The sequence below is a fragment of the Kitasatospora sp. NPDC002543 genome (assembly GCF_053594915.1).
This window is the reverse complement of sequence record NZ_JBSFWR010000006.1, coordinates 58,373-74,420: the sequence shown is the minus strand read 5'-3', so window position 1 is coordinate 74,420 and position 16,048 is coordinate 58,373. Positions and strand designations below refer to the sequence as shown.

Annotated in this window: 13 protein-coding genes; 7 read left to right on the top strand and 6 right to left on the bottom strand. The window is 74.5% G+C overall.

The window, feature by feature from the left end; translation table 11 throughout:
* Positions 1-19 precede the first annotated feature (19 nt).
* Both meaB and ACWD4P_RS04735 read right to left on the bottom strand, forming a co-directional pair.
* Positions 20-976 carry a methylmalonyl Co-A mutase-associated GTPase MeaB gene (meaB, locus tag ACWD4P_RS04740; protein ID WP_449778553.1) on the bottom strand — a complete coding sequence of 319 codons (957 nt, stop codon included), beginning with the start codon at positions 974-976 and terminating at the stop codon, positions 20-22.
* Between the two features lie 85 nt (positions 977-1,061).
* On the bottom strand, positions 1,062-2,255 hold the full coding sequence (locus tag ACWD4P_RS04735) for an acetyl-CoA C-acetyltransferase (RefSeq protein ID WP_359831024.1): 1,194 nt from the start codon (positions 2,253-2,255) through the stop codon (positions 1,062-1,064).
* A 255-nt stretch (positions 2,256-2,510) separates the two neighbouring features.
* On the opposite strand from ACWD4P_RS04735, the gene mce reads away from it, so the two are divergent.
* The 3 genes from mce to ACWD4P_RS04720 all read left to right on the top strand — a co-directional run bounded on the left by mce (position 2,511) and on the right by ACWD4P_RS04720 (position 9,465).
* Positions 2,511-2,951, top strand: a complete 441-nt coding sequence (mce, locus tag ACWD4P_RS04730; protein ID WP_359831027.1) for a methylmalonyl-CoA epimerase — start codon at positions 2,511-2,513, stop codon at positions 2,949-2,951.
* A 508-nt stretch (positions 2,952-3,459) separates the two neighbouring features.
* Complete coding sequence (locus ACWD4P_RS04725; protein WP_449778552.1) at positions 3,460-8,418, top strand: hypothetical protein; 4,959 nt, start codon at positions 3,460-3,462, stop codon at positions 8,416-8,418.
* A gap of 117 nt (positions 8,419-8,535) precedes the next feature.
* Positions 8,536-9,465, top strand: a complete 930-nt coding sequence (locus ACWD4P_RS04720) for a coiled-coil domain-containing protein (RefSeq protein WP_359828623.1) — start codon at positions 8,536-8,538, stop codon at positions 9,463-9,465.
* Positions 9,466-9,567: 102 nt separating this feature from the next.
* Here ACWD4P_RS04720 and ACWD4P_RS04715 read toward each other — a convergent pair whose 3' ends face one another.
* Together ACWD4P_RS04715 and ACWD4P_RS04710 are read right to left on the bottom strand one after the other, a co-directional pair.
* Positions 9,568-9,888 carry a hypothetical protein gene (locus ACWD4P_RS04715; protein ID WP_224283203.1) on the bottom strand — a complete coding sequence of 107 codons (321 nt, stop codon included), beginning with the start codon at positions 9,886-9,888 and terminating at the stop codon, positions 9,568-9,570.
* On the bottom strand, positions 9,885-10,682 hold the full coding sequence (locus ACWD4P_RS04710; protein WP_359828621.1) for an alpha/beta fold hydrolase: 798 nt from the start codon (positions 10,680-10,682) through the stop codon (positions 9,885-9,887). The genes ACWD4P_RS04715 and ACWD4P_RS04710 overlap by 4 nt, the downstream gene beginning before the upstream one ends.
* A 93-nt stretch (positions 10,683-10,775) precedes the next feature.
* Between ACWD4P_RS04710 and ACWD4P_RS04705 the strand changes: the two genes are divergently transcribed.
* Both ACWD4P_RS04705 and ACWD4P_RS04700 read left to right on the top strand, forming a co-directional pair.
* A complete protein-coding gene (locus tag ACWD4P_RS04705) occupies positions 10,776-11,780 on the top strand; it encodes an ATP-binding cassette domain-containing protein (protein ID WP_449778551.1) in 1,005 nt (334 codons plus the stop codon).
* A gap of 1 nt (position 11,781) precedes the next feature.
* On the top strand, positions 11,782-12,549 hold the full coding sequence (locus ACWD4P_RS04700) for an ABC transporter permease subunit (protein ID WP_449778550.1): 768 nt from the start codon (positions 11,782-11,784) through the stop codon (positions 12,547-12,549).
* Positions 12,550-12,576: 27 nt separating this feature from the next.
* Here ACWD4P_RS04700 and ACWD4P_RS04695 read toward each other — a convergent pair whose 3' ends face one another.
* Positions 12,577-12,900, bottom strand: coding sequence for an ATP/GTP-binding protein (locus ACWD4P_RS04695; RefSeq protein ID WP_359828616.1), 324 nt, complete (start codon positions 12,898-12,900; stop codon positions 12,577-12,579).
* Positions 12,901-13,287: 387 nt separating this feature from the next.
* Between ACWD4P_RS04695 and ACWD4P_RS04690 the strand changes: the two genes are divergently transcribed.
* Positions 13,288-14,436: an LLM class flavin-dependent oxidoreductase gene (locus ACWD4P_RS04690; protein WP_449778591.1), complete on the top strand. Its 1,149-nt coding sequence runs from the start codon at positions 13,288-13,290 to the stop codon at positions 14,434-14,436.
* 74 nt (positions 14,437-14,510) lie between these two features.
* Here the strand turns inward: ACWD4P_RS04690 and ACWD4P_RS04685 are convergent, their stop codons facing one another.
* The gene (locus tag ACWD4P_RS04685) at positions 14,511-14,903 is read right to left on the bottom strand and encodes an SCO5389 family protein (protein ID WP_359828614.1); all 393 of its coding nucleotides are present in this window, start codon (positions 14,901-14,903) and stop codon (positions 14,511-14,513) included.
* Positions 14,904-15,384: 481 nt separating this feature from the next.
* Here ACWD4P_RS04685 and nucS point away from each other — a divergent pair, with 481 nt between their 5' ends.
* Positions 15,385-16,044 carry an endonuclease NucS gene (nucS, locus tag ACWD4P_RS04680; protein ID WP_359828612.1) on the top strand — a complete coding sequence of 220 codons (660 nt, stop codon included), beginning with the start codon at positions 15,385-15,387 and terminating at the stop codon, positions 16,042-16,044.
* Positions 16,045-16,048: the final 4 nt, after the last annotated feature.

The following is a 16,048-nucleotide window of genomic DNA, read 5'->3' as shown; positions in this document are numbered from 1 at the left end:
GACGGAGTGGGTGGCGGGCTCAGGCGCGGGTGAGCCCGGCGACCAGTTCGTCGGCCGCGCCGTACGGGTCCAGGGCGCCCTCGGCCACGCGCTCGGCGAGGACGGCCAGGTGGCGGTCCCCGCGCAGGTCGCCGATCCGGGCGCGCAGTTCGGCGAGCGCGATCGCCTCGATCTCCTCGGCGGCCCGGCGGCGGCGCCGCGCGGCCAGCTCGCCGTGCTCCTCCAGCCAGGCGCGGTGCTTCTCCAGCGCCTCGACCACCTCGTCCACGCCCTCGCCGCGGGCCGCGACGGTCTTGACGATCGGCGGGCGCCAGTCCCCCGCCTCCCGGGCCTCGCCGAGGCCCAGCATGTGGTTGAGCTCCCGCGCGGTGGCGTCGGCGCCGTCCCGGTCGGCCTTGTTGACCACGAAGACGTCGCCGATCTCCAGGATCCCGGCCTTGGCGGCCTGGATGCCGTCGCCCATCCCGGGAGCCAGCAGCACCACGGTGGTGTCGGCCTGGGCCGCGACCTCGACCTCGGACTGGCCCACCCCGACGGTCTCGACCAGGATCACCTCGCAGCCGGCCGCGTCCAGCACCCGCAGTGCCTGCGGCGCCGCCCAGGAGAGCCCGCCGAGGTGGCCGCGGGTGGCCATCGAACGGATGAACACCTCGGGGTCGGTGGCGTGGTCCTGCATCCGGACCCGGTCGCCCAGCAGCGCCCCGCCGGAGAACGGCGAGGACGGGTCGACGGCCAGCACCCCGACCCGCTTGCCGAGCCTGCGGTAGGCGGAGACCAGCGCCGAGGTGGAGGTGGACTTGCCGACCCCGGGCGAGCCGGTCAGGCCCACCGTGTACGCCCGCCCGGTGTACGGCGCGAGCGCGGCCATCGCCTCCCGCAGCTGCGGCGCGGCGTTCTCGACCAGCGTGATCAGCCGGGCGACCGCCCGCGGCCGGCCCTCCCGGGCCTGCCCGACCAGCGTGGCGACATCGATCATCAGGAGCTCCTTGCGCAATGCCGTCGAATGCCGAGGGGCTGCGGACCGCCACAGCGGTCCGCAGCCCTGGGGTCGGATCGGCCGGTCAGGCCTTCGGGACGCGCACGATCAGCGCGTCGCCCTGGCCGCCGCCGCCGCACAGCGCGGCCGCGCCGACCCCGCCGCCGCGGCGCTGCAGCTCCAGCGCGAGGGTCAGCACCACGCGGGCGCCGGACATCCCGATCGGGTGGCCGAGCGCGATGGCGCCGCCGTTGACGTTGACGATGTCGGAGCTGACGCCCAGGTCCTTCATGGACTGGTGGGCGACGGCCGCGAAGGCCTCGTTGATCTCGATCAGGTCGAGGTCGGCGACCTCCAGGCCCTCCTTGGCCAGCGCGTGCTTGATCGCGTTGGACGGCTGCGACTGCAGCGAGTTGTCCGGGCCGGCCACGTTGCCGTGGGCGCCGATCTCGGCGATCCAGCTCAGGCCCAGCTCCTCGGCCTTGGCCTTGCTCATCACGACCACGGCGGCGGCGCCGTCGGAGATCTGCGAGGAGGTGCCGGCGGTGATCGTGCCGTCCTTGGCGAAGGCCGGGCGCAGCTTGGCCAGGCCCTCGACGGTGGTGTCCGCCCGGATGCCCTCGTCCTGGCTGAACAGCACCGGCTCGCCCTTGCGCTGCGGGATGGCGACCGGGACGATCTCGGCGTCGAAGACCCCGTCGGCCTGCGCCTTGGCGGCCCGCTGGTGGGAGGCGGCGGCGATCTCGTCCTGCACCTCGCGCGGGATGCCCAGGCGGGTGTTGTGCTTCTCGGTGGACTCGCCCATCGGGATGTTCTCGTAGGCGTCGGTGAGGCCGTCGTGGGCCATCGCGTCGAGCATCGAGATCGCACCGTACTTGAAGCCCTCGCGGGACTTCGGGAGCAGGTGCGGGGCGTTGGTCATCGACTCCTGGCCGCCGGCCACCACGATGTCGAACTCGCCGGCCCGGATCAGCTGGTCGGCCAGCGCGATGGCGTCGAGGCCGGAGAGGCAGACCTTGTTGACGGTCAGCGCCGGGACGTTCATCGGGATGCCGGCCTTGACGGCGGCCTGGCGGGCCGGGATCTGGCCGGCGCCGGCCTGGAGCACCTGGCCCATGATCACGTACTGGACCTGCTCGCCGGTGATCCCGGCCCGCTCCAGGGCCGCCTTGATCGCGACGCCGCCGAGGTCGGCGCCGGAGAAGCCCTTGAGGGAACCCAGCAGGCGGCCCATCGGGGTCCGCGCACCGGCAACGATCACAGAGGTGGTGTTGGTCATGGGACGGGCCCCTTCGCACGTCGTGGCCAGGTGAGGATGCGCTCAATGTACTGACCTGTTACCCGCCCGTCACCGGAGCGACGGTGTGATCGAGCGCACTGGCACCATCCAGTCAACACCGTGCCGACCCGCCCCGGGTGAACCGCCCGCCGTGTGAGCAGGCTCGCACCCCGGGCACTGGCGCCCGTCGCGGACCATGCGCTGCACTTGATGCACCTTGCCCCCGCCACACTCTCCCCCTCACCGGAGGCCGTCGTGCTGACCCGCATCGACCACATCGGCATCGCCTGCCGAGACCTCGACAAGACGGTCGAGTTCTACCGCGCCACCTACGGCTTCGAGGTCTTCCACTCCGAGGTCAACGAGGAGCAGGGGGTCCGCGAGGCCATGCTCCGGATCAACGGCACCGACGACGGCGGCGCCTCCTACCTCCAGCTGCTGGAGCCCACCCGGCCCGACTCCACCGTGGCCAAGTGGCTGGAGAAGAACGGCGAGGGCGTGCACCACATCGCCTTCGGCACCGCCGACGTGGACGGCGACTCCGAGGCCATCCGGGACAAGGGCGTCCGGGTCCTCTACGACCAGCCGCGGATCGGCTCGATGGGTTCGCGGATCACCTTCCTGCACCCCAAGGACTGCGGCGGCGTCCTGACCGAGCTGGTCACCTCCGCGCAGCAGGCCCACGACGAGCACTGATCCCCTCCCGGCCCGCCCCGGGGCGCCGCGCGCCCCGGCGGCAGCCGACGGCCCGTCGGTCATGACCCGTCAGTAACCTGGCGGGAAGAGCCGGAAAACACCCCTGCGGCCATTCCCCCGCAGTGCGCTCCCACTACAATGCCCAGGTGCGCGAAGGCTCCGGGGGACGGAGGCGACGGGCACGGCCGAAGACAGGCCCGTCCGCCCTCCGGCGGCGGCCCGTCGCAAGGGGAGTCCATTACGCGGGCACGGCTGAACAGTCGCAAGACGGATCTGTCACCATTCTCCACAAGGCAAGAGTTCGCCCAGGAGTCCACCCGGACGGGGGAACGCGGCATCGCCGCGCTTCCGCGCCCCGGATTCCGACGACCGCGGCGGGCGGCCCCGGCATGGCAGGGGACGTCCACCGGCTGCGGATGCAAGGAGCCAGTCGGACCGGCGCCCGGGATACCGGAGCCCGGAACCGGCCGGGTCGAGGACGCGACCAGGAGATGGATGGGACCGCGGAGTGCGGGGCAACGACCGCTACGAGGCTGACGATCACCTCTCCCAGTTCGAGGCCGAGATGGGTCGGACTCGGAAGGAGCGGGACAAGGCAGTCGAGCATGCCGAGGACCTCGCCTACCAGGTGGAGGTGCTGCGGGCGAAACTGCACGAGTCCCGCCGCATGCTCGCCCAGCCGCGCGCCTTCGACGCCGTCTCGGGCCAGGCCGAGCAGATGCTCCGCACCGCCGAGATGCAGGCCCAGCAGCTGCGCGCCGACGCCGAGCGCCAGCTGCGCGACTCCCAGGCCGCCACCCAGCGGATCATGGCCGAGGCCGCCGAGCGCACCGCCCGGCTGGAGGCCGAACTCACCGCCCGCCGCCGCCAGCTGGAGGAGGAGCTCGCCGAGCTGCGCCGCTCCGCCGAGCAGCACGTCAACGGCTGGGCCGAGCAGACCAGGGCCGGCTCCGAGCAGGAGGCCCAGCGGCTGCTCCAGGACGCCCGCGCCGAGGCGGAGCGCATGGTCGCCGCCGCCCGCGCCGAGGCCGTCGCCCTCTCCGACCAGGCCCGCGCCCAGACCGCCGCCGACGTGGACGCCGCCCGCGGCGAGGCCCAGGCCGCCGCCGAGGCCGCCCTGCAGCGGGCCCAGAACGACGCCGAGCGCCTGCTGCGCGCGGCCTCCGAGCAGGCCCAGCAGGCCGGCGCCCAGGCCGCCGCCGACGTGGACGCCGCCCGGGGCGAGGCCCAGCAGCAGCTCGCCGCCGCGCACGCCGCCGCCGACAACCAGCTGGCCGCCGCCCAGGCCGAGATCGGCCGCCTCAAGTCGCAGGCCATCGCCGAGCAGGCCCGGGCCGAGCAGCAGCTCGCCGCGGCCAAGGCCGAGATAGAGCGGCTGCGCGCCGAGGCGATCGCCGAGGCGGAACGCACCCGCCGCGAGGCCGCCGAACTGCGCGCCCAGGCCGAGCGGGCCGCCGAGCAGCTCCAGGCCGACGCCGAGGCCGCGGCCGAGCGCAGGGTCGCCGACGGCGAGGCCGCCAACGAGCAGCGCTCGCAGACCGCCCGGGCCGAGGTGGCCCGGATGGTCGCCCAGGCCACCAAGGAGGCGTCGGCGATCCGCGCCGAGGCCGAGGCCGTCCGCACCGAGGCCGCCACCAAGCAGGCCGAGGCCGAGGCCGCCAAGGCCGCCGCGGCCGAGGAGAGCGAGCGGCTGCGGGCCACCGCCGAGTCGGTGGCCGCCGAGCTGAGGGCCGAGGCCGAGGCGGCGATCGCCGAGCTGCGCGCCCTGGCCGAACGGGACGTCGCCGAGCTGCGCGCCCAGGCCGCCGCCGACGCCCAGCGGCTGCGCGGCGAAGCCGAGGAGGAGGGCCGGGCGGCCGGCGCCAAGGACGCCACCGTCCACCTCGCCAAGGCCGCCAAGACCGCCGAGGAGGTGCTCGCCCGGGCGGACGCGGACGCCGAGACCGTCCGCGGCGAGGCCGCGGCCGAGGCCGAGCGGATCCGCACCGAGGCCGCCGCCGAGGCGCAGCGGCTGCGCGAGCAGGCCCAGGCCGCCGTCGAGCAGGCCCAGAACGCCGCCCTGGACGACGCCGCCGCGATCCGCGAGCGGATCGAGCAGATGCAGGACGAGGCGGCCCGGCTGCGGGCCGAGGCCGAGGAGCTGCGCGCCCAGGCCGCCGCGGAGGCCGACCGGGTGCGCGGCGAGGCCCGCCGCCAGGCCGTGGTCCAGATCGAGGAGTCGGCGAAGAACGCCGAGGAGCTGCTCACCAAGGCCAAGGCCGACGCGGACGAGCTGCGCGCGGGTGCCGCCGAGGAGGTCGAGCGGCTGCGCGAGCAGGCCCAGGAGCAGGCCGCCGAGACCCAGGGCCGAGCCGAGCAGACCCTGACCCGGGCCCGCGCCGAGGCCCAGAAGATCACCGAGACCGCCGAGCAGCAGGGCCAGGACGCGCTCGCCGCCGCCAAGGCCGCGGCCGCCGAGAACCGCGCCGCCGCCGAGCGCGACACCGCCGAACTCCGGCGCGAGGCAACCGAGTTCGACCAGCGGGTGCGATCCGAGGCGACGGCCTCCGCGGAGGCCGTGACCGCCGAGGCGCAGGCCGGGGCGAACGCCCTCCGGGACGCCGCGGTGGCCGACGCCGAGCGGGTGCGGACCGAGGCCGACACCGAGGCCGCCCGGACCCGGGCCGAGGCCGAGGCCGCCGCGAACGCGCTGCGCGAGGAGAGCCTGCGCGAGCGCGAGGAGGCCTCCGACGGGCTGCGGCGCGAGCGCGAGGAGACCTCCGAGCACCTGGACGCCGCCGAGGCCGCCCGCGAGCAGGCCGAGCGGGCCGCGGCGGAGACCATGGCCGAGGCCGAGCAGGCCGCCGGGGAACTGCGGGCCCTCGCCCAGCGCGAGACCACCCAGCAGCGCGAGAGCGCCGAGGCCTACGCCGACCGCGTCCGCACCGAAGCCGAACAGCACGCCACCGACCTCACCCAGCGCACCGCCGCCGAGACCGCCGAGGTCCACGAGGCCGCCGACGCGTACGCCACGGAGCAGCGCACCACCGCCGACGCGTACGCCGAGGAGCAGCGCACCACGGCCGACACCTACGCCGCCGAGGTGCGCGAGCAGGCCGAGCGGGCCGCGGCGGAGACCGTCGCCGAGGCCGAGCAGGCCGCCGGAGAGCTGCGGGCCCTCGCCCAGCGCGAGACCACCCAGCAGCGCGAGAGCGCCGAGGCCTACGCCGACCGCGTCCGCACCGAGGCCGAACAGCACGCCACCGACCTCACCCAGCGCACCGCCGCCGAGACCGCCGAGGTCCGCGAAGCGACCGCCGAGCACGTCGCCGAGGTCCGCGCACAGGCCGACGCCTACGCCGAGGAGCAGCGCACCACCGCCGACGCGTACGCCGAGGAGCAGCGCACGGTGGCCGACGCCTACGCCGCCGAGGCCCGCGAGCAGGCCGACGCCCACGCCGAGGCCCGGCGCGCCGCCGCCGACGAGGTCCTGGAGCGCGCCGAGGCCACCGCCGAGCAGCGCCGGGCCGAGGCGGCCAAGGACGCCAAGGCCACCCGCGAGAAGGCCGCCGCCGAGCTGGCCCTGGCCAACGAGCAGGCTTCGACCGTCCGGGCCGAGGCCGGCCGCGAGCTGTCCGAGGCCCGCGCCACCGCCGACAACATCCGCGCCGAGGCCACCGCCGAGCTGGAGCAGGCCAAGGCCGACCGCGCCGAGCTGATCGCCGCCGCCAAGGCCGAGGGCGCCGAGCTGGTGGCCGCCGCCGAGGACGAGGCCGCCGAGGTCCGCCAGTCGGTGGCCGGCATGCACGAGGCCGCCGCCGAGCAGATCGCCGCGCTCAGGGCCGCCGCCGAGCAGGAGGCCGCCGAGGTCCGCGAGGCGGCCGAGCAGGACGCCACCGAGCTGCGCGAGCTGGCCGAGCGGGAGACCACCGAGCTGCGGGAGTCCGCCGACGCGTACGCCGCCGAGCTGCGCAGCCTGGTCGAGCGCGAGAGCGCCGAACAGCGCGAGCTCGTCGACCGCGAGACCGCCGACCTGCGCGCCCGCACCGAGGCCGAGACCACCGCCCTGCGCGAGCAGACCGAGCTGGAGCTGGCCGCCGAGCGGGAGGCCACCGAGGAGGAGCTCGGCCGGCAGCGCGCCGAGGCCCTCGCCTACGACGAGCAGCTGCGCGCGGACGCCGAGGCCGAACTGCGCGCCGCGCAGGAGGCCGCCGAGCAGCTGCGCGCCGACGCCGAGGCGCAGGCCGCCCGTACGGTGGCCGAGGCCGAGGCCCAGGGCGCCCGCAGCATCGCCGACGCCGAGGAGCTGTCCGCCGGCCTGCGCGCCGAGGCCGACGAGTACGCGCTCGCCACCCGCACCCTCGCCGACGAGTACGACTCCGCCACCCGCTCCCGCGCCGACGCCTACGACGCGGGGACCAGGGAGGCCGCCGAGCAGTTCGACAAGGCCACCCGCGAGCGGGCCAAGTCCGTCCTGGAGAAGGCCTTCGCGGACGCCGAGGCGCTCGGCGAGGACGCCCAGACCACCGCGCTGGCCACCACCGCCGCCGCCGAGGAGCAGGCGGACGCGATGGTCGCCGCCGCCCGCAAGGAGGCCGACCGGCTGGTCGCCGCCGGCGAGGCGGCCGGCCAGGGCGAGGTCGAGAAGGGCCGCTCCGACGCGGACGCCCTGCTCGCCGAGGCCCGCCGGGACGCGACCGCGATCCGCGAGCGCGCCGAGGAGCTGCGCGAGCGCACCGACGCCGAGGTCGAGGCCCTGCACGAGCGGGCCCGCAAGGAGAACGCGGCGGCCATGAAGTCGGCCGGCGAGCGGGTGGACGCGCTGGTGACGGCCGCCCAGGAGCAGCTGACCGAGGCCGAGGAGCAGGCGGTGGCCACCGTCGCCGAGGCCGAGGACCGCGCGGCGGCCCTGGTCACCGCGGCCGAGGACCGCGCGGCCGAGCTGACCTCGGAGGCCTCCGCGGAGGCCAGCAAGGTCCGGCTGTCCGCCGTCCGCAAGGCCGAGGGCCTGCTGAAGGAGGCGGAGACCAAGCTCGCGAACTCCACCGACCGGGCCGAGGCGCTCATCGGGAAGGCCGAGGCCAGGCTGCGGTCCTCCGAGGCCGAGGCCGAGGAGCGGCTGGAGCGGGCCTCGGCCGAGGCGGAGAAGCGGCTGCGGGACGCCGACGAGGCCGCGGACGAGCAGATCGAGCTGGCGAAGGCGGAGGCCGAGCGGCTGCTCGCCGAGGCGAAGGCCGAGGCGAAGCGGGTCACCGACGAGGGCCGGCGCGAGCTGGACGAGCTGGTGCGCCGCCGCAAGGACATCAACACCGAGATCTCCAGGGTCCAGGACGTGCTGTCCGCCCTGGAGGCGTTCGAGGCACCGTCACCGGTCGCCCAGGCCAACGGGGGAAGCAGCAACAAGAAGGACGGGGGCGCCAAGGCCGGTGCCGGAGTTGGCTCCCCCCGGTCGGGTGGCAATCGCTCCAAGAGCTCACCACCCGATTGAGCGGACATTGGCGGTCATTGTCCGTGAGAGAACGGCATAACGCCGTCGACACTCCGGTACCGTGTCAGGATTCCCTCAACCACCTCAGCGGTTTGACGACAGGAAGCCCAGAACCCCATGAGCGACAGTCACTCCCCTCACGGCTTCGACCTGGTGCGCCGTGGGTACGAGCGCGCCCAGGTCGACGAGCGGATCACCAAGCTGGTGGCCGACCGTGACAGTGCCTTGACCCGGATCAGCGCGCTGGAGAAGCGCATCGAGGAGCTCCACCTGGAGACCCAGTCCGCCCAGGCGGCGGTCGTGGAGCAGGAGCCCTCCTACGCCGGTCTCGGCGCCCGGGTCGAGAAGATCCTGCGACTCGCCGAGGAGGAGGCCAAGGACCTGCGCGACGAGGCGCACCGCGCCGCCGAGCAGCACCGCGAGCTCGCCGAGGCCGCCGCCCAGCAGGTCCGCACCGAGGCCGAGAACTACGCCAAGGACCGCAAGGCCAAGGCGGAGGACGAGGGCCTGCGGATCGTCGACAAGTCCAAGAGCGACGCCGCCCAGCTGCGCGCCGAGGCCAACAAGGACGCCCAGAACAAGCGCGAGGAGGCGGACGCCCTCTTCGAGGACACCCGTACCAAGGCCGCCCAGGCCGCGCTGGAGTTCGAGACCAACCTGGCCAAGCGCCGCGAGCAGTCCGAGCGCGACCTGGCCGCCCGTCAGGCCAAGGCCGAGAAGCGCCTGGCCGAGATCGAGCACCGGGCCGAGCAGCTGCGCCTGGAGGCCGAGAAGCTGCGCACCGACGCCGAGCGCCGCGCCCGCCAGACCGTCGAGACGGCCCAGCGCCAGTCCGAGGACATCGTGGCGGACGCCAACGCGAAGGCGGACCGCATCCGCAGCGAATCCGAGCGCGAGCTGGCGGCGCTCACCAACCGCCGCGACAGCATCAACGCCCAGCTGACCAACGTCCGCGAGATGCTGGCGACGCTGACCGGCGCGGCCGTGGCCGCCGCCTCGCTGCCGACCGACGACACCCTGGGCGTGCCCGCCCAGCAGTCGCGCTGACGCACACCGGCCGAGCGGTACCGCAGGCCCTCACCCTCCCGGGTGAGGGCCTGTCGGCTGTCGTGCCGTCACCGCCCCTGGCGCTTCCGCCCGCGGGCCCCGCTACCTCGGGTAGGCGCCGTCCGGCCGCTGGTACCCGCTGCTGAGCTGGTTGCCCTCGTCGTCCGAGACGGTGCCGAACCAGGAGGTGCACCAGACCGACACCGAGTCCGGCCAGTACTGCACCTCGAAGGGGTGCCCGGGCCCGTAGTCGCCGTACGAGGTGACGATGAAGGTCTCCCCCGGGCGCATCCAGTAGTCCTCGCCGAGCGGTTCCAGGGTCAGCTCGACCAGTCCCTCGCCCCGGTTGGTCACCGGCATCCGGCCGGTCACCTCCAGCGCGGAGAAGTCCCAGGCCGCCGCGTCCTGGCTCTCCTGGCTCATCCTGCGGCCACCCGGGCGAGCAGGGTGCGCGCGGCGGCGTCGAAGGCCTCGGGCGCCTCCAGGGCGCTCAGGTGGCCCACCCGGGGCAGGACGGTCAGCTCGGCGTCCGGCCGGGCGCGCACCATCGCCTCGGCCTCCTCCGGCCCCACCAGGGCGTCCAGGGCGCCCGCCACGATCGCGACCGGCACCCGCAGGCCGGCCAGGACGTCCAGGGAGTCCGGGCGGGCCGCCATGGCCCGCTGGGCCCAGGCGACGGAGGCCGGCGGCGCGGCGGAGATCATCGTCTGCACCCGGTCCACCAGGTGCTGGGAGTCCGGGCCGAGCTGCCCGGCCGCGGTCCGCTCGTCCAGCAGCAGCTGCACGCTGTCCCGCGCGGTGACGGCGGCGGCGATCCGCTCCCGGTTGGCCCGGACCGCGTCGGTGTCGGCGGTGGCCCGGGTGTTGGCCAGCAGCAGGCCGGCCAGCCGGTCGGGGTACCGGCGGGCGAAGGCGAGCGCCACGTAGCCGCCCATGGAGAGCCCGCCGACCACGGCACGCTCGATCCCGGCCGCGTCCAGCAGCAGCGCGAGGTCGTCCGCGACCGGGTCCAGCGAGGGTTCGTCGGCGCCCAGCCCGGTGCCGCCGAAACCCCGTTGGTCGGGGGCGAGCACCCGCGCTTCGTCCCCGGTCGTTCCGGGCAGCGCGTCCAGCTGGGACGACCACATCGAGGCGTTCAACGGAAAGGCGTGCAGCAGCACGAGTGGTGTTCCGGTGCCGCTCTCGCGGACCGACACTGCGGAGGGGAGCTGGGTCATGCCACCAACCTATTCCGGCGCGCCGTGCGGGCCCACTCAGCGGGCCGCCCTATCCCCTTTGTCCTAGCCTGGCAAGGGACCGAGGGAGCGCGAATGATCGAGCTGCACGACCTGACGAAGCGTTACGGCAAGACCCTCGCCGTGGACCGCCTCAGCTTCCAGGTGCCCCGGGGCGTGGTGACCGGCTTCCTCGGCCCCAACGGCGCCGGCAAGTCCACCACCATGCGGATGATCCTCGACCTCGACCGCCCCACCGCCGGCCGGGTCACCATCGACGGCAAGCACTACGGCCGACTCAGCGAGCCGCTCAAGTACATCGGCGCGCTGCTGGAGGCCAAGGCCGTCCACCCCGGCCGCACCGCCCGCGACCACCTGCTCTGGCTCGCCCAGAGCAACCGCATCCCGGTACGCCGGGTGGACGAGGTGCTCGCCCTGGTCGGCCTCACCCCGGTGGCCCGCCGGCGGGCCCGCGGCTTCTCCCTCGGCATGGGCCAGCGCCTGGGCATCGCCTCCGCCATGCTGGGCGACCCGGAGATCGTCATGTTCGACGAACCGGTCAACGGCCTCGACCCGGAGGGCATCCTCTGGGTCCGCAACCTGATGAAGCGCCTCGCCCGCGAGGGCCGGACGGTCTTCGTCTCCTCCCACCTGATGAGCGAGATGGCCGTCACCGCCGACCACCTGGTGGTCATCGGCCGGGGCCGGCTGCTCGCCGACCTCCCGATGCCGGAGTTCATCCGGCGCAACTCCCGCTCCGCCGTCCGGCTGCGCAGCCCGGAACCCGAGCGGCTGCTCGACGTGCTGACCGGGGCCGGCCTGCGGTACGAGCCCGGCCCGGACGGCTCCCACGAGGTGGTCGACGGGGACATCGCCCGGCTCGGCGAGCTGCTCGCCGGGCACGGCGTGGTGCTGCACGAGCTCAGTCCGCAGCAGGCCTCGCTGGAGGAGGCCTTCATGCGGATGACGGCCGACTCGGTGGAGTACCACGCGGGCGAGGGCCCGGGCCGGGACGCGGCCGGCGCGCCCACCGGGTGGGGCGCCGGCTGGAAGGCGGACGGCGGCCGACCGACGACCACGGAACAGCAGGAGGAGAACTGAGATGGCGTCCTTCCCGGCGGTCCTGCGCTCCGAGTGGACGAAGATCCGCAGCGTCCGCTCGACGGTCTGGACGCTCGCGCTGACCTTCGTCGTCACGGTCGGCGTCGGCGCGCTGCTGGCCCTGCTCACCAACAACAACTTCGCCGAGTTCCGGGGGAACCGGCAGACCCCGTTCGACGCCACCAGCACCGTCTTCTCCGGCATCGAGCTCGGCGAGCTGGCGATCCTCGTCTTCGGCGTGCTGGCGATCGGCAACGAGTACAGCAGCGGCATGATCCGGCTCACCCTGGCCGCCGTCCCCCAGCGCGCCACCCTGCTCGCCGGCAAGACGGCGGTGCTCGGTGCGCTCGCCCTCGCCGTCTCGGTGGTGACGGCCTTCGTCACCTTCTTCGTCGGCCAGTCGCTGCTCGGCCCGCACTCCACCACCATCGGCGAGCCGAACGTGCTGCGCGCGGTGTTCGGGGCCGCCCTGTACCTGACGATGCTCTGCCTGTTCGCGGCGGGCGTCACCACGATGCTGCACAACCAGACGCTCGCGCTCGGCGTGCTGGTGCCCTTCTTCTTCCTGCTCTCGCCGATCCTCTCGGCGGTGCCGAAGGTCAAGACCCTGGCCCGCTACTTCCCCGACTACGCGGGCTCCCGGATGATGCTGGTGTACCAGCAGCACGGCCAGCCGTACGGGCCGCTGGCCGGCTTCCTGATCTGCCTCGCCTGGACGGCGGCGGCCCTGGTCGGCGGCGTGCTGGTGCTCAAGAGGCGCGACGCGTAGCCGGCCCCGGCCCCGTCGGCACCCCGGTCAGTACCGGGGAGCGCCGCGGCCCCGCAGCACGTTGGAGGCCCGGCGCTCCCGCGCGCCCCAGCAGGCGCGGTGCCAGTGCCGCCGGTCGTCCACCCCCGCGCCGTGCGCCGGCCAGGCCACCACGTGGCCCACCCCCGGCGGGATCTCCTGGTCGCAGCCCGGGCAGCGGTAGAACCGGCCGGCCGTCCCCGCGACCGTCTGGACCACCCAGTCGTCGCCCTGGTAGCTCTCGGTGCGGCGCAGCGATCCGCCGAGCGGGGCGGTCGGCTCCGCGCTCTCGCGGGGGGCGGCGCTCTTGATCCGGTTGCGGCGCGGCGACACGGCGGACTCCCTCTCCTCCTGGGCTGTGGATCGTTCCAGCCTACGACCGACCGGGCGTCCGCTCCCCTACTACCACGGGTCCGTCCGGCGCTTCGGCGTTTTTGCCGAGATCCACCCGATCATCGGGGAAATCCAGGTTTCAGCGTGCCATTGGCACATGACATCGGATACCCACAGGAGGAGAAGGCGGGGCCCGCAGACCCTGCGCGCACCCGAGGAGGCCCCACGATGAGCGAGACCAGCGCCCGAGCCGAGAGCGGCCGGCCCGCCGGGGTCCGGCTGCCCGCCGGTCCGACGCTGACCTCCGTCCCCCCGGTGACGGCCGTCGCGGGCGAGCCGCTGCCGGCGGCCCAGCGGGCCGGGGCGCTGCCGCCGTCCACCGGGCCGGTGCGGGTCGGGCTGTTCCTGCTGTCCGCGCAGTTCCCCGGGCAGAGCCACGGCGAGGCGCTGGAGCGCACCGTGAACTCCGCCGTCGAGGCGGAACGCGCCGGCCTGGACAGCGTCTGGCTGGCCGAGCACCACTTCGTGCCGTACGGGGTGTGCCCGGACGCCGCCACGCTGGCGGCGATGCTGCTCGGCCGCACCCGCCGGATCGGCGTCGGCACCGCGGTCAGCGTGCTCTCCACCCGCCACCCGGTGGGGCTGGGCGAGCAGGCCGCGCTGCTGCACCTGACCTCCGGCGGACGGTTCACGCTCGGGGTGGGCCGCGGCGGGCCGTGGATCGACCTGGACGTGTTCGGCGGCGGCGTGGACGCCTTCGAGAAGGGCTTCCCGGAGCGCCTGGACCTGCTGCTGCGCTGGCTGCGCGGCTCCCGGGTCGGCGCGGACGGCCCGCAGTTCTCGTTCCCCGAGGTCGCCGTGGTGCCGCGGGCCACCGAGGCGGTGCGGCGGCCGGCGCTGAGCAGCTGGCTGGGCCTCGGCGGGCGCTCCGGCCCGGTCCGCTTCCCGCGCCAGCGCCGGGAGGACACCGGCCTCGGCGAGGAACTCACCGTCGCCGGGCGGCCGGTGGCCGGCCCGCCCGTGGTGGTCGCCTGCACCTCGCCGGGCGGCGTGCGGCTGGCCGCCGAGCGCGGCCTGCCGATGCTGCTCGGCATGCACTCCGGGGACGACGACAAGCTGCGGATGCTGGAGCTGTACCGGACCGCCTGGCTGGCCGCCGGGCGCGGCGAGGAACAGCTGCGCCGGGTCGGCCGCCGGCACGTCGCGGCCGGGGTGGCCCAGGTCGACGACCGGGCCGCGGCGGCCCGCTCCACACTGCTGAACGCGATGCCCGGCTGGTTCGAGTACGGGCTCGGCGCCCACCGCACCGTGGACGGCCGGGAACGCACGATGCGCGATCCGCGCCAGTACACCGAGCTGCTCTGCGACCTGCACGCGGTGGGCACCCCGCGGCAGTGCGCCGACCGGCTGCTGGCCACCGCCGAGCGCACCGGCATCCGGCGCTTCGCCCTGCTCGCCGAGGGCAGCGGCGACCAGGAGGCGACCCTGCACAACATCGCCCGGCTCGGCTCCGAGGTGCTGCCGCAGCTGGGCTGACCGGGCCCCGGGGGCCGGGCCGCCGCCCCTTCCCCCCGCACCGGGGGACGGGGCGGCCGACGCCGTGGCGGGGGTCAGCAGTCCCGCAGTTCCTCGGACTGGTTCAGCAGCTGCTCCCGGACCGAGGTGAAGCGGTCGTACCGTGCCTCGTTCGCGTCCGACGGCAGGAACACTGCGACCCGGTGACAGTTCTGGAAGGCCAGCCGGACCCCGAAGTGGCGCTGGAGGGCGCCCCGGATGGCGTCGCTGGCGAGGGCGCGCAGGAGCTGGCCGCGGGCCTGCTCGCTGGGCGGCGGTACCTGGTTGTCGGCGAAGTCGGTGCCGTCGACCTTCGCCTGGGCGACCAGCGAGCTGATCAGGTCCCAGGCGTACGGCAGCGAGACGCGGACGCAGTCGACGAATTCCCGCTCGTCGACCTCGCCCCGCTCGGCCTTCTCCAGCAGGGCCGGTGAGACGTCGAGCGACATGGATTCTCCTCTCGCGGTCCACCCGCGCGGTGCCCGGGTGGTCGTGCGTAGGTCAAGCTCACAGTGAGGGTGGCGGATTCGCATGGGGCGTCCGGAACACCGAGGGACGGGGGTTTCCGGCGCCTTCGCGACGGCGGCGGCACCACGGGACGTAACGCCCTGGATACCGAACGCGCTCAGAACAGCGTGGCAGTCAACGGCGCGGCAGGCCCGTCATTCCTGTGGATTGCTCCGGAAATACGTTGCGGCACACCGGATTGGCCGGATCCCGTCGGATCGTTCATCTGAAGTCTCCATCCCCGTTGACAGCGCTCCCGCGAGCGTGCCGTCACACACCGTAGCGACCTGAGGGAGGGGGCGCCAGACCTCGGCGGGACGGCAGCGGGATCGCGGGACCTCCATGTTGGACGGGTTCGCGCTTTCTTCACCCTGCCGTCGTGGAATCGCATCAACTGGCCCCGGTGGGCTAGCGTGGTCGACCGTGCGTCTCGTAATTGCCCGCTGCTCAGTCGACTATGCCGGTCGGCTCTCCGCCCATCTGCCCTCCGCCACCAGGCTGATCCTGGTCAAGGCCGACGGCAGCGTCAGCATCCACGCCGACGACCGCGCCTACAAGCCGCTCAACTGGATGTCCCCGCCGTGCGCCCTCAAGGAGGCCGACGGGGTCTGGACAGTGGAGAACAAGGCCGGCGAGAAGCTCATCATCACGCTGGAGGAGGTGCTGCACGACTCGTCCCACGAGCTCGGGGTCGACCCGGGCCTGATCAAGGACGGCGTGGAGGCACACCTCCAGGAGCTGCTCGCGGACCGGATGGAGGTGCTCGGTGCCGGCTGGTCGCTGATCCGCCGCGAGTACCCCACCGCGATCGGCCCGGTCGACATCCTCTGCCGCGACGCCGACGGTGCCACGGTGGCCGTCGAGATCAAGCGCCGCGGCGAGATCGACGGCGTCGAGCAGCTCACCCGCTACCTCGAACTCCTCAACCGGGACCCTCTGCTGGCCCCGGTCAAGGGCGTCTTCGCCGCGCAGGAGATCAAGCCGCAGGCCCGCGTGCTGGCCACCGACCGCGGCATCGGCTGCGTGGTGCTGGACTACGACGAGCTGCGCGGCATCGACGACGACAAGCTCAAGCTGTTCTGACCGC

Bases quoted from the DNA above. Each gene is read 5' to 3' on its own strand.
- meaB (WP_449778553.1), bottom strand. From the start codon at position 976: ATGATCGATGTCGCCACGCTGGTCGGGCAGGCCCGGGAGGGCCGGCCG.
- ACWD4P_RS04735 (WP_359831024.1), bottom strand. From the start codon at position 2,255: ATGACCAACACCACCTCTGTGATCGTTGCCGGTGCGCGGACCCCGATG.
- ACWD4P_RS04720 (WP_359828623.1), top strand. From the start codon at position 8,536: ATGAGCGACAGTCACTCCCCTCACGGCTTCGACCTGGTGCGCCGTGGG.
- ACWD4P_RS04715 (WP_224283203.1), bottom strand. From the start codon at position 9,888: ATGAGCCAGGAGAGCCAGGACGCGGCGGCCTGGGACTTCTCCGCGCTG.
- ACWD4P_RS04710 (WP_359828621.1), bottom strand. From the start codon at position 10,682: ATGACCCAGCTCCCCTCCGCAGTGTCGGTCCGCGAGAGCGGCACCGGA.
- ACWD4P_RS04705 (WP_449778551.1), top strand. From the start codon at position 10,776: ATGATCGAGCTGCACGACCTGACGAAGCGTTACGGCAAGACCCTCGCC.
- ACWD4P_RS04700 (WP_449778550.1), top strand. From the start codon at position 11,782: ATGGCGTCCTTCCCGGCGGTCCTGCGCTCCGAGTGGACGAAGATCCGC.
- ACWD4P_RS04685 (WP_359828614.1), bottom strand. From the start codon at position 14,903: ATGTCGCTCGACGTCTCACCGGCCCTGCTGGAGAAGGCCGAGCGGGGC.